The organism is Streptomyces sp. NBC_01352 (assembly GCF_036237295.1).
Taxonomy (GTDB): domain Bacteria; phylum Actinomycetota; class Actinomycetes; order Streptomycetales; family Streptomycetaceae; genus Streptomyces; species Streptomyces plumbiresistens.
The window spans coordinates 3,355,678-3,369,275 of record NZ_CP108354.1; the positions used below are offsets into that span (position 1 = coordinate 3,355,678).

5 protein-coding genes and 1 tRNA gene are annotated in these 13,598 nt (G+C 68.9%); 1 reads left to right on the forward strand and 5 read right to left on the reverse strand.

Going from position 1 to position 13,598, the window contains the following annotated elements; translation table 11 throughout:
- Positions 1–222: 222 nt before the first annotated feature.
- From OG252_RS15665 to OG252_RS15675, 3 genes are all read right to left on the reverse strand, one after another.
- Complete coding sequence (locus OG252_RS15665; RefSeq protein ID WP_329336745.1) at positions 223–2,925, reverse strand: DNA translocase FtsK; 2,703 nt, start codon at positions 2,923–2,925, stop codon at positions 223–225.
- A 124-nt stretch (positions 2,926–3,049) separates the two neighbouring features.
- On the reverse strand, positions 3,050–3,733 hold the full coding sequence (locus OG252_RS15670; RefSeq protein ID WP_266433020.1) for a response regulator: 684 nt from the start codon (positions 3,731–3,733) through the stop codon (positions 3,050–3,052).
- Between the two features lie 318 nt (positions 3,734–4,051).
- On the reverse strand, positions 4,052–9,544 hold the full coding sequence (locus OG252_RS15675) for a HAMP domain-containing protein (protein WP_266433022.1): 5,493 nt from the start codon (positions 9,542–9,544) through the stop codon (positions 4,052–4,054).
- A gap of 376 nt (positions 9,545–9,920) precedes the next feature.
- On the opposite strand from OG252_RS15675, the gene OG252_RS15680 reads away from it, so the two are divergent.
- A complete protein-coding gene (locus tag OG252_RS15680) occupies positions 9,921–12,674 on the forward strand; it encodes a SpoIIE family protein phosphatase (protein ID WP_266433024.1) in 2,754 nt (917 codons plus the stop codon).
- A 66-nt stretch (positions 12,675–12,740) separates the two neighbouring features.
- Here OG252_RS15680 and OG252_RS15685 read toward each other — a convergent pair.
- A tRNA-Thr gene (locus OG252_RS15685) sits at positions 12,741–12,816 on the reverse strand.
- A gap of 87 nt (positions 12,817–12,903) precedes the next feature.
- Entirely contained in the window at positions 12,904–13,566 is a 663-nt protein-coding gene (locus tag OG252_RS15690) for a DegT/DnrJ/EryC1/StrS family aminotransferase (RefSeq protein ID WP_266448038.1), read from the reverse strand.
- Positions 13,567–13,598 lie beyond the last annotated feature (32 nt).

Sequence of the window (13,598 nt, forward strand, 5' to 3'; positions counted from 1 at the left end):
CGAGCGTTTTAGCCGCCTGTGCTGGAGGTTCAGTCTATGGGGGGTAAGAAAGGGTGGGGCAACCGGGCGGTGGCACTTTGTACGCCATCGGTATGGCCGGACACGCCGATGGTGGGGCAGCAGCTTGTCGCTTCCCTCAACTTGACGTACGCGGAAGGGAAACGGTTGCTCAATGATCCCTTACGGGTGAGTCACGATTGAACAGCGGCCTTGAGACTCCCTTTAAGCCTCCCCGCGGATCACCGCGAGCACTCCGTCCAGTTCGTCAGCCTTCACAAGAACATCACGAGCCTTGGAGCCTTCGCTCGGCCCGACGATCCCCCGGGACTCCATGAGGTCCATGAGCCGACCCGCCTTGGCGAACCCGACCCGCAGCTTCCGCTGCAGCATGGACGTCGACCCGAACTGCGTGGAGACGACCAGTTCGGCGGCCTGGCACAGCAGGTCGAGGTCGTCGCCGATCTCCTCGTCGATCTCCTTCTTCTGCTTGGTGCCCACGGTGACGTCGTCCCGGAAGACCGGCGCCATCTGGTCCTTGCAGTGCTGGACGACCGTCGCGACCTCCTCCTCGGTCACGAAGGCACCCTGCATACGGGTGGGCTTGTTCTGACCCATCGGCAGGTACAGCCCGTCACCCTTGCCGATCAGCTTCTCGGCACCGGGCTGGTCGAGGATGACCCGCGAGTCGGCGAGCGAGGAGGTGGCGAAGGCGAGCCGCGAGGGCACGTTCGCCTTGATCAGACCGGTGACGACATCGACCGACGGCCGCTGCGTCGCCAGGACCAGGTGGATGCCGGCCGCGCGCGCGAGCTGCGTGATGCGCACGATCGAGTCCTCGACGTCCCGCGGGGCGACCATCATCAGGTCGGCGAGCTCGTCGACGATGACCAGCAGATACGGGTACGGCTGGAGCTCCCGCTCACTGCCCTCCGGCGACTTCACCTTGCCGCTGCGCACGGCCTCGTTGAAGTCGTCGATGTGCCGGTAGCCGTACGCCGCCAGATCGTCGTACCGAAGATCCATCTCCCGTACGACCCACTGGAGCGCCTCGGCGGCCCGCTTCGGGTTGGTGATGATCGGCGTGATCAGGTGCGGGATGCCCTCGTACGCGGTCAGCTCGACGCGCTTGGGGTCGACGAGGACCATGCGGACGTCCTCGGGAGTCGCGCGGACCATGATCGACGTGATCAGGCAGTTGATGCAGGACGACTTACCGGAACCGGTGGCTCCGGCCACCAGCACGTGCGGCATCTTCGCGAGGTTGGCCATCACATAGCCGCCCTCGACGTCCTTGCCGAGCGCGACCAGCATCGGGTGGTCGTCCTCGGCGGCCGCGGCGAGGCGCAGCACGTCACCGAGGTTGACCATCTCCCGGTCGGTGTTCGGGATCTCGATGCCCACCGCGGACTTGCCGGGGATCGGGCTGATGATCCGTACGTCCGGACTGGCGACGGCGTACGCGATGTTCTTGGTCAGCGCGGTGATCCGCTCGACCTTCACTGCGGGGCCGAGCTCGACCTCGTAGCGCGTGACCGTCGGCCCACGGGTGAAGCCGGTGACGGCGGCGTCGACCTTGAACTCGGAGAAGACGGTCGTGAGCGAGGCGACGACCGCGTCGTTCGCGGCGCTGCGGGACTTTCCGGGGCCCCCGCGCGTGAGGAGGTCGAGCGAGGGCAGCGCGTAGGTGATGTCGCCGGACAGCTGCAACTGCTCGGCGCGCGCCGGGAGCTCGCGGGGCACGTCGGGCGCGGACTTGGTGAGGTCCGCGACCCCCACGTCGAGCTTCTCCTGCTTGGGGCGCGCGGCCGGGACCGGCGTGGGAGTCGGGGTCGGCTCCTCGCGCTCCCCCACGCTGACGCCCTGGGTGAGGTCGGCGACGATCGGCGAGGGCGGCATGCCGTGCAGCACCGCCCCGTCGAGCGCGGCGGCGGCGGCCGCGGCGACGTCCACGGCGTCCATGGGACGGTCCAGATCGGGCTGCGGCACCGCGGAGCGCCGGGGGCGGCCACGACGCCGCGAGAGGGCCTCCTGCTCCGCTCCGTCGGGGTCGTACGCCGCGGGGGCCGGGCCGCGTCTACGGGGACGCGCAGGCACGGCGTCGCGCCACTGGTCGTCGTAGCGCTCGTCGTCCTCCCCGAACTCGTCCTCGGCCGGGTCGTGCACGAGGCCGAGCCGCACCCCGAGCAGCCACAGCCGCTGCGGGATGGCGTTGACGGGAGTGGCCGTGACGACCAGCAGCCCGAAGATCGTCAGCAGCGCGAGCAGCGGTACCGCGAGGACCTCGCCCATGGTGTACGTCAGCGGGGTCGCCGCCCCCCAGCCGATGAGGCCGCCTGCATCCCGTATCGCCTGCATGCCCTCACCGCGCGCGGGCGAGCCGCAGGCGATGTGGACCTGACCGAGCACGCCGATGACGAGTGCGGACAGACCGATCACGATGCGACCGTTGGCCTCGGGCTGTTCGGGGTGCCGGATGAACCGTACGGCGATGACCGCGAGCAGTATCGGCACGAGCAGGTCGAGCCGGCCGAAGGCGCCCGTCACCAGCATTTCGACGAGGTCGCCGACGGGACCGCGCAGGTTGGACCAGGTACCGGCGGCGACGATCAGTCCAAGGCCGAGCAGCAGCAGCGCGACGCCGTCCTTGCGATGCGCCGGGTCGAGGTTCTTCGCGCCCTGCCCTATCCCGCGGAACACCGCGCCGACGGCGTGCGCGACGCCGAGCCACAGCGCGCGCACGAGCCGGTAGATGCCCCCGGTAGGGCTGGGCGCCGGCTTCGGCGGCGCGGCTTTCTTCGCCGCGGCCTTCTTGGCGGGCGCCTTTTTGGCGGGCGCCTTCTTCGCAGCGGCCTTCTTCGCCGGAGCCTTCGCCGGAGCGGCCGCCTTCTTGGCGGGCTTCTTGGCTGCGGAGGGACGTGAGGCCATAGGTGTGAGGTTACCGGTGGAGACGACAGCGGACACGTGTGCCTACTGCTTCACCCGTTCGTGTCGCCCTTGAAAGGGAGCGGAACTGACGCGTGTTCACGCACAACGACGCCTGTGGGAGGCGTCAGTTCTGTGACGGCACCGAGGGAGAAGTTCCCGTTCCGGGCTCCAGCGCGTCGAGCGCCCGCCGCAACCCCGTGAGTTTGCGTTCGAGATGGGCCGCCGTGGCGACCGCCGCCGCGTCCGCGGAGTCGTCGTCCAGCTGCTTCGACAGCGCCTCGGCCTGCTCCTCCACCGCCGCCAGCCGCGCCGACAGCTCGGCGAGCAGCCCTGCCGGCTCCTTCGCGTCCCCGGCCGACGCCTTGCCGCCGCCGCCCTCCAACTGGAGCCGCAGCAGCGCCGCCTGCTCCCTCAGCTGGCAGTTCTTCATGTACAGCTCGACGAAGACGGAGACCTTGGCGCGCAGCACCCAGGGGTCGAACGGCTTGGAGATGTAGTCGACCGCGCCTGCCGCGTAGCCACGGAACGTGTGGTGCGGTCCGTGGTTGATCGCGGTGAGGAAGATGATCGGGATGTCCCGGGTGCGTTCTCGCCGCTTGATGTGCGCGGCCGTTTCGAAGCCGTCCATACCCGGCATCTGGACGTCCAGCAGAATGACCGCGAAGTCGTCCGTGAGCAGTGCTTTGAGCGCTTCCTCCCCGGACGATGCCCGCACCAGTGTCTGATCGAGCGCAGAGAGGATGGCCTCCAGCGCGAGCAGATTCTCCGGCCGGTCATCGACCAGGAGGATCTTGGCCTTCTGCACCATGGCCCGCCCTCCTCGCCCCGGCGTGGGGCCTCCCCTGTCCGCAGGACTTGGGGTGACGCCGACCGGCGCCGCCCCAGGGGACGACTCCCTTGCGCCGCCCGTCCTTGTGCCGGTCATCGTAGCCGCACCCCGCCCGTCGCCACACCCTGTCACCGCGATGTCACTGTGCACGTAGCAGAAACGCGACGGGAGACCAGAAGGTTCCCCGAATCCCGTACTTCTACACGGCTCCGGCCACCCAGAGTCAGCAACTCCGGGTACTCGCCGAAGGTTCCCGCCACATCCGCACGAAGCCCACGCATTGCCCGACCGATCCCCTCACTCGCCACGCATCCACTGATCCATCACCGTCAGCAGGTGATCGGGGTCGACCGGCTTGGTCACGTAGTCCGAGGCGCCGGACTCGATCGCCTTCTCCCGGTCGCCCTTCATCGCCTTCGCTGTCAGCGCGATGATCGGCAGCCCGGCGAACTGCGGCATCCTGCGGATCGCCGTCGTCGTCGCATAGCCGTCCATCTCGGGCATCATGATGTCCATCAGGACGACCGCCACGTCTTCGTGCTGCTCCAGGACCTCGATGCCCTCGCGGCCGTTCTCGGCGTACAGCACGGACAGTCCGTGCTGTTCGAGGACGCTGGTCAGCGCGAAGACGTTGCGGATGTCGTCGTCGACGATCAGCACCTTCTCCCCGCCGAACCGGATGCCGCGACGCGATTTCGGCGTCGTCTGCTGCTCCGCCGCCACGGGCCACTGCTCCTGCTGCGCGAGACGCTGCTCGATCTCCGGCATGGGCCGCCTGCGGCGCCTGAAGAGCGCCGCGGCACCGTTCTGCGTCTCCCGGTACGACCTCACCTCGGCCGGCGTCTCGACCTCCGCGTCGGACAGCTCTGTCGGCTCGTGCCGCCCCGAGGAGGAGGACCCCATCAGGTCGCCGGCCTCCAGGGCGGGCGGCGCGAGCTGCTGATAGCCCTGCGGCGGCAGTTCGCTCGGGTGCAGCGGCAAATACAGCGTGAAGGTCGATCCGCGCCCGGGCTCGCTCTGCGCGTGGATCTCACCGCCGAGCAGCTGCGCGATCTCCCGTGAGATCGACAGCCCGAGGCCCGTACCGCCGTACTTGCGGCTCGTCGTACCGTCCGCCTGCTTGAACGCCTCGAAGATCACCCGCATCTTGCTGGCCGCGATCCCGATCCCCGTGTCCGTGACGGAGAACGCGATCAGGTCGGCGTCCGCGTCACGCAGCGAACCCGCCTCCAGGAGCTGCTCCCTGATCGCCACCGGCACATCCCGGCCGGCGGGCCGGATGACCAGCTCGACAGCCCCGGAGTCGGTGAACTTCACCGCGTTGGACAGCAGGTTGCGCAGCACCTGAAGGAGCCGCTGCTCGTCGGTGTGCAGCGTGGCCGGCAGCTCCGGCGACACCCGTACGGACAGGTCCAGGCCCTTCTCCGCGGTCAGCGGCCGGAAGGTGGCCTCCACGTAGTCCACGAGCTGGACGAGCGCGATGCGCGTCGGGGAGACATCCATCTTGCCCGCCTCGACCTTCGACAGGTCGAGGATGTCGTTGATCAGCTGGAGCAGGTCGGAACCGGCCCCGTGGATCGTCTCGGCGAACTCGACCTGCTTCGGCGAGAGGTTCCCCTCCGCGTTGTCGGCGAGCAGTTTGGCCAGGATCAGCAGCGAGTTGAGCGGTGTACGCAGTTCGTGCGACATGTTGGCGAGGAACTCGCTCTTGTAGCGCATCGACACGGCGAGCTGCTCGGCGCGCTCCTCCAGGACCTGCCGCGCCTCCTCGATCTCGGTGTTCTTCACCTCGATGTCGCGGTTCTGCTGGGCCAGCAGCTCCGCCTTCTCCTCGAGTTCGGCGTTGGACGCCTGGAGGGCCTTCTGCCGGTTCTCCAACTCCTCCGACCGCTCCCGAAGTTGCTCGGTCAGCTCCTGCGACTGCTTCAGCAGCACCTCGGTCTTGGTGTTGACGGAGATGGTGTTGACGCTGGTCGCGATCATCTCGGCGATCTGATTGAGGAAGTCCTTCTGGATCTGCGTAAAGGGAGTGAAGGAGGCCAACTCGATGACACCGAGCACCTTGCCCTCGAACAGCACCGGCAGGACGATCACCTGCGCGGGCGGCGCCTCCCCGAGACCGGAGGAGATCTTCAGATAGCCACTGGGCGCGTTCTCCACGAGGATCGTGCGCTTCTCCTCGGCGGCCGTCCCGATCAGCGCCTCGCCCGGCCTGAACGACGTCGGCATGGAGCCCATCGAGTAGCCGTACGACCCCAGCATCCGCAGCTCGTACTGCTCCTCCGCCTCGGCGCTCAGGTCCTTGCCGTCCAGGAGCGGCATGGCGACGAAGAACGCACCGTGCTGCGCGGTCACCACCGGCGTCAGCTCGCTCATGATCAGCGAGGCCACGTCGGCCAGATCACGGCGGCCCTGCATCAGTGCGGAGATGCGGGCGAGGTTGCCCTTGAGCCAGTCCTGCTCCTTGTTGGCGATCGTGGTGTCGCGCAGGTTGGCGATCATCTTGTTGATGTAGTCCTGGAGTTCCTGGATCTCGCCGGAGGCGTCCACGTCGATCTTCAGGTTCAGGTCGCCACGGGTCACCGCGGTCGCCACGCGCGCGATGGCACGCACCTGCCGGGTCAGGTTCCCGGCCATCTCGTTCACCGACTCGGTGAGGTCGCGCCAGGTTCCGTCGACGTCACGCACGCGTGCCTGACCGCCCAGCTGGCCCTCCGTACCCACCTCGCGGGCGACTCGGGTGACCTCCTCGGCGAACGACGACAGCTGGTCGACCATGGTGTTGATCGTCGTCTTGAGCTCGAGGATCTCGCCCCGAGCGTCAATGTCGATCTTCTTGGTCAGGTCACCCTTGGCGATGGCCGTGGTCACCATGGCGATGTTGCGCACCTGACCGGTCAGGTTGGACGCCATCTGGTTCACCGACTCGGTGAGGTCCTTCCAGGTACCGGCCACTCCCGGCACCCGCGCCTGCCCGCCCAGGATGCCGTCCGTGCCCACCTCGCGGGCCACCTTGGTGACCTGGTCGGCGAACGAACTCAGCGTCTTCACCATGGTGTTGAAGGTGTCCGCGAGCTGCGCGACCTCGCCGCGCGCCTCGATCGTCACCGTCCGCGTCAGGTCACCGTTGGCGACCGCCGACGCGACCTGGGAGATGTTGCGCACCTGCATGGTCAGGTTGTTGGCCATCAGGTTGACGTTGTCGGTGAGGTCCTTCCAGATGCCCGTGACGCCCGACGCGTGGGCCTGACCGCCGAGGATGCCCTCCGTGCCCACCTCGCGCGCCACCCGCGTCACCTGCTCCGCGAAGGACGACAGCTGGTCGACCATCGTGTTGACGGTGCTGACGAGTTCGAGGATCTCGCCCTTCGCATCGACGGTGATCTTCTTCGACAGGTCGCCCTTGGCGACTGCGGTGGTGACCTCGGCGATGTTGCGCACCTGGATGGTCAGGTTGTTCGCCATGAAGTTCACGGACTGCGTGAGGTCCTTCCAGGTGCCCGAGACACCCTGCACCTCGGCCTGACCGCCGAGGATGCCCTCCGTACCCACCTCGCGCGCCACCCGCGTCACCTGGTCGGCGAAGCTCGACAGCTGGTCCACCATCGTGTTGAGGGTGTTCTTCAGCTCCAGGATCTCGCCGCGCGCGTCCACGTCGATCTTCTGCGACAGGTCACCCCGGGCCACCGCCGTCGCGACCTGCGCGATGTTGCGCACCTGGGCGGTGAGGTTCCCCGCCATGCCGTTCACGGAGTCGGTCAGGTCACGCCACACACCGGCGACGCCGGGCACCTGCGCCTGCCCGCCGAGGCGGCCCTCCGTACCCACCTCGCGGGCGACCCGGGTCACCTGGTCGGCGAAGGCGGAGAGCTGGTCGACCATCGTGTTGATGGTGTTCTTCAGCTCCAGGATCTCGCCGCGCGCGTCCACGTCGATCTTCTGCGACAGGTCACCCCGGGCCACCGCCGTCGTCACCTGGGCGATCTGCCGCACCTGCGAGGTGAGGTTGCCGCCCATGAAGTTGACGGAGTCGGTGAGCTCCTTCCACGTACCGGACACGCCCGGCACCACGGCCTGACCGCCCAGCCGTCCCTCGGTGCCCACGTCCCGGGCCATCCGCGTCACCTGGTCGGCGAAGGCCGACAGCTGGTCCACCATCGTGTTCACGGTGTTCTTCAGCTGGAGCATCTCGCCGGAGACGTCCACGGTGACCTTCTGGGACAGGTCACCGTTGGCCACGGCCGTGGTCACCTGGGCGATGTTCCTCACCTGTCCGGTGAGATTCCGGAACGCGGTGTTGACGGAGTCCGTCAGGTCCTTCCACGTACCGGCGGCCCCGGGCACCTGCGCCTGGCCGCCCAGCTCACCCTCGACACCGACCTCGCGTGCCACCCGCGTGACCTCGGCGCCGAACGCGGACAGCTGGTCCACCATCCCATTGACGGTGTTCTTCAGCTCCAGCATCTCGCCGGCCACGTCGACCGTGACCTTCTGCGACAGGTCACCGTTGGCCACGGCCGTCGTCACGGCGGCGATGTCCCGCACCTGCGTGGTGAGGTTCCGGAAGACCGTGTTCACCGAATCGGTGAGGTCCTTCCACGTCCCCGCCGCACCCGGCACGTTCGCCTGCCCGCCGAGCTGCCCCTCGGCACCGACCTCGTTGGCCACCCGCGTGACCTCGTCCGCGAAGATCCGCAGCGTCTCGGTCATCTGGTTGATCGTGTCGGCGAGCTGCGCGACCTCGCCGCGCGCCGAGACCGTCACCTTCTGCGACAGGTCACCGCTGGCGACCGCGGTCGTCACCTGGGAGATCCCGCGCACCTGGGCCGTCAGATTGCCGGCCATGAGGTTCACCGAATCGGTGAGGTCCTTCCACACACCGGCCACACCGGGGACCTGCGCCTGACCGCCCAGCTCGCCCTCGACACCGACCTCGCGCGCGACCCGCGTCACCTCGGAGGAGAACGACGACAGCTGGTCCACCATCGTGTTGACGGTGTTCTTGAGCTCCAGCATCTCGCCGGCCACATGAACCGTGACCTTCCGGGACAAGTCACCCTTGGCGACCGCCGTCGTCACCAGCGCGATGTCCCGCACCTGAGCCGTGAGCCGGTACGCCATCGTGTTGACGGACTCCGTCAGGTCCTTCCACGAACCCGACATACCGCGCACCCGGGCCTGCCCGCCCAGCTTGCCCTCGGTACCCACCTCGCTGGCCACCCGCGTGACCTCGTCGGTAAACGTCGACAGCTGGTCGACCAGATTGTTGACGGTCCGCCCGACCTTCAGGAACTCCCCGCGCAACGGATGCCCGGTCCCGTCCGGCGCCTGCGTCCGCAGCTCCATACGCGGCGACAGGTCGCCCTCCGCCACCGCGGACAGCACCCGGCTGACCTCGGAGACAGGCCGTACGAGATCGTCGACCAGCGCGTTCGAGGCGTCGATGGCGGCAGCCCAGGAGCCCTCGGAGGCACCTGTTTCCAGCCGTTCCGTGAGCTTTCCCTCGCGCCCCACCATGCGCCGGACCCGCGACAATTCACCCGTCAAATGGAGATTCCGGTCAGCCACCTCGTTGAAAACCGCGGCGATCTCCGACATCACGCCGTCACCGGACACGGTGAGCCGCTTGCGGAAGTTCCCGTCGCGCATCGAGACGAGAGCCGCCAGCAGCCTGTTCAGGGCAGCCGTATCGACCGCGGTGGTGCCATTGCGCGGTTTGCGCTGGTTACTCAGGGACTGTCCGCCTTTCGCGCGCGTCTTAGTGCCCCGCGTCGCTGCGCCAGACTCCACTGTGTCCCTCCCGCAGGGGTCGACCGTTACTGCTGTGCCCAGGTATTGCTGCTCGGCTTGCCGGTTACTGCTGCCTATTCATGCCCGCTGTATCAGGCCACACCCGGGGCTGCTGCCCACCGTGTGCACATCACACTCAGCCTGCCAGTACCTTCACCAGAAGCTTGCCCAGTGTTTCACCCTGGCCGAACCAGGCCATAACAGTTCGGCAGCTTCGCACATCGTCCGCACACCCTCCGGACGGAAACACTGCAGACCGGCATCCGCATGGACGGGGAAGGTAAGTAACCTTGCATGCGGCTGTCCAGCCGCGCCGGTCCGTCCGGCCTGGGCGGTGGCACAAGAACGAGCGGGCATCGGAGGGGCGGCCGCACACATGACCACCGGACTGATCCCTGGGGGACAGCCCCCGGACCCCCGGCCGACCAGCGGCCTGCCGCATCAGCGGCACGAGCTCGCCGGCCAGGGAGCCCTGCACGTCGACAACCGGCCGAGGAGTTCTGTGATCACCGCGCGCGCGGCCGCCAGCTTCGAGCCCGTCGGGCGATCGGTCGCGAGCGCCCGCGCCTTCGTCCGCGACACCCTCCAGGGCTGGGGCTTCGCCGACATCATCGACGACGCAGTGGTCCTCACCAGCGAACTGGTGACCAACGCCGTGGTGCACGCCGGCACCTCGGCCGACGTGTTGTGTCTACGGAGCGACGACGGCGTACGCGTCGAGGTCGCCGACCGCTATCCGGAACGCGAGATCCCGCTCCAGGGCCAGGCCATCGACATGGGCAGCCCCGACCGCGAGGGCGGCCGCGGCCTCCAGCTGTGCGCGGCGCTGGCCGGCCACTGGGGAGTGGAGTACACGCCCACGCAGAAGCAGGTCTGGTTCCAGCTCGACCTCCCCGAACGCCCGGTGGGCACCCGCGCCGCGGGCCCCGCACTGCCCGCCGACCTCCTCCCGCTGGCCGACGGCCGCGTCCGCGTCGCCGTGGTCCAGATCGACCGCACCGGCGCCCTCACGTCCTGGAACGAGGACGCCGAGGAACTCTTCGGCTACGCCGCCGAACAGGTCCTCGGCAAACCGCTGACCGACCTCGCCGCCTGGCCGCACACCCCGGGCACCAGCACCGGCATCGCGGAGGCCCTGCAACTCTCGCGCTGGGAGGGCAGTTACGGCATCAGGGCCGCCAACGGCCGCGTCAGCTCCGTGTACGCCTCCCACCTCCGCGTCCGTGACACGGGCGGCGAGCCCTCCACGGTCTGCCTCCTGGTCCGCGACCACGAACGGGCGGTCCTGCAGACGCCGTTGCGCGTCCCGGCCTCCGACACGAACACCGGGTCCGACGGCCAGAGCACCGACCCCTTCGAGGTGTTCATCGGCTCCCCGGCCCCGGACGACCTCGACGGCCTCCTCCAGCGCACAGTGGAACGCGCCCGCGACATGCTCGACGGCGACTCCGCCTTCCTGCTCCTGGCGACCGACGACGAAACAGAGTTGGAGGTCCGCGCCTCCACCGGCCTCCCCTCGGCCCGCCAGCGCTTCGCCCGCGTCCCCGTCGAGGCGGGCCCCGGCCGCTACGGATCGGCCCGCATGCCGGCCGTCCACGACGACCTCACGGCCGTACCGGGCGCCGTACCGCTGCTGAGCGGCACCGGCATGCGCTCCGTCGTCACGGTCCCCCTGAAGGTGGAAGGCCGCCTCACCGGCTCACTCGGCGTCGCCGCCGAATCTCCCGGGAGATACTCGAACGAAGAGGCGCTGCGCCTCCAGTTCGCCGCCGACCGCATCGCCTTGGCGGTCGAGTCCGCCCGCCTCGGCGAACTCGAACGCCTGCGCCGAGGCTCCCTGAGCTTCCTCGTCGAGGCCTCCGATCTCCTCGCCGGCACCCTGGACCGCGACCAGACGCTGGCGCTGATGGCCCAGATGACGGTCCCGACCCTGGCCACCTGGTGCGCGGTCTACACGATCGCCGACCAGGCCTCCGAACCGTACCTGTCGTACGTCCTGCACGAGGACGAGGAGCTGATCGACGGCATCAAGTCCCTGTTGTCGAAGGTCGCCCCGCCCGACCCGGTACCCACCCCCGGCGCCCGCGTCTGGTCGGCCCCCGGCGAGGCGGCCCACCAGGCCGCCCTGCGCAGCTCCATGCGCAGCCTCGGCATGAGCGGCGGCCCGCCGCACCAGGTCACATCCGGCATCGGCCCCACCCTCGCCACGGCCTCCGCCGTCGGCGGCGAAACGGTGGTCCTTCCCCTCGTGGCCCGCAACCGGGTCATCGGCATGCTCACCCTCGGCAAGCCCACGGACGAGCACTTCCGCCAGGAGATCCTGGAACTGGCCGAGGACCTGTCCCGCCGGGCCGCCCTTGCTCTCGACAACGCCCGCCTCTACTCCGAGCGCACCGCCATCAGCCAGTCCCTCCAGCGCAGCCTCCTGCCGCCCGAACTCCCCGAGATCGACGGCGTCGAGGTCGAGGTCATCTACCGCGCGGCCGGCGAGGGCAACGAGGTCGGCGGCGACTTCTACGACCTCTTCCCGATCCGGGACGGCGCGTACGGCTTCGCCATCGGCGACGTCTGCGGCACGGGCCCGAACGCGGCGGCCGTCACGGGCCTGGCCCGCCACGCCCTCCGGCTGCTGGCCCGGGAGGGCCTCAGCGGCCCCGCGGTCCTGGAGCGCCTGAACTCCGCGATCCTCGACGAGGGCGCCCGCAGCCGCTTCCTGACCCTCCTCTACGGCGAGTTGTGGCCCCAGGAGGACGGCAGCGCCCAGCTGAAGGTGGTCTGCGCCGGCCACCCCCTCCCGCTCCGCCTCCGCCAGGACGGCACCGTCGAACCGGCCGCCGAGCCCCAGCCGCTCCTCGGCGTCATGGAGGACCTCGAGCTCTACGAGCAGACGATCACCCTCGACCCGGGCGACGTCCTCCTCTGCGTCACGGACGGCGTCACCGAACGCCGTGAAGGCACCCGCATGCTGGGCGACGACGGCCTCGCCGACGTCCTCACGACCTGCACAGGCCTCACGGCAGGCGCGGTCGCCGCCCGCATCATGCGCGCGGTGGAACGGTTCGCGCAGGACGCCCCCTCCGACGACATGGCGATTCTGGCCATGCGCGTACCGGGCCTCCACAAGGACTGAAGGAACCGAACGAACGGAAGAGGACATGCGAAAGGCCCCCGCCCGTAAGGGCGAGGGCCTTTGTGCTGGAGCCCCCAAACGGAATCGAACCGTTGACCTTCTCCTTACCATGGAGACGCTCTACCGACTGAGCTATAGGGGCCAGTCACCTTTTCGAGGGATTTCCCCCGCGGCAACGGAATAGATCATACCCCGAACAGACCCGTAGCCCCAACCACCTCACGGGCCCTCAGAAAGCCGGCTGGAGCAGTCCTCCAAGGGCATTGCACGCCCCCACAATCCGCTGCATGTCCCGCTTGGTCAACGTGGCATCCACCGGAAGAGCGAGCGTCTCGTCCGCGGCCCGCTCGGTCTCCGGCAGGGACACGCACCGACGGTATTCGGGCAGCCGATGCACCGGCGTCTTCACCGGCACCCGGCAATCAACCCCCTTGGCCAGCACGGCCCGGGCAAAGGCGTCCCGATCCGGCCGCCCGTTCCCCGGCACCCGCACGACGTACTGCTGATAGGTGTGCCCATCACCGCCGTCAGGCGTCCGCACACCCCTCAACTTCGCATCGAGATACCCGGCCCGCTGCCTCCGCTGAGCGATCTCGTCGTACGGCTCCCCGGACTCCCCCTCCTGGAGCACAAGCAGCCCGTGCCGCTCCCCCACCCCGAGCAGCCGCACCATGTCGGCCGGCCGACCGAAGCGGTGTACGACAACGACGGCCGCGGTACGCGGAGTTATGGCCGCCTCGACAGCGGACGAGTCGAGGCAGTACGTCACCGGATCTATGTCGGCGAACACCGGAAGCGCCCCCGCCAGGACCACGGCCTCGGCGACTTCCACGTTCCCGAAGGCCGGCACGACAACCTCGTCACCGACTCCGACACCAGCGGCCCTGAGCATTGCAGCAGTACCCATGTCGGCGATCGTGGTAG

Coding starts and splice junctions, on each gene's coding strand:
- OG252_RS15665 (WP_329336745.1), bottom strand. CDS start 2,925: ATGGCCTCACGTCCCTCCGCAGCCAAGAAGCCCGCCAAGAAGGCGGCC.
- OG252_RS15690 (WP_266448038.1), bottom strand. CDS start 13,566: ATGCTCAGGGCCGCTGGTGTCGGAGTCGGTGACGAGGTTGTCGTGCCG.
- OG252_RS15680 (WP_266433024.1), top strand. CDS start 9,921: ATGACCACCGGACTGATCCCTGGGGGACAGCCCCCGGACCCCCGGCCG.
- OG252_RS15670 (WP_266433020.1), bottom strand. CDS start 3,733: ATGGTGCAGAAGGCCAAGATCCTCCTGGTCGATGACCGGCCGGAGAAT.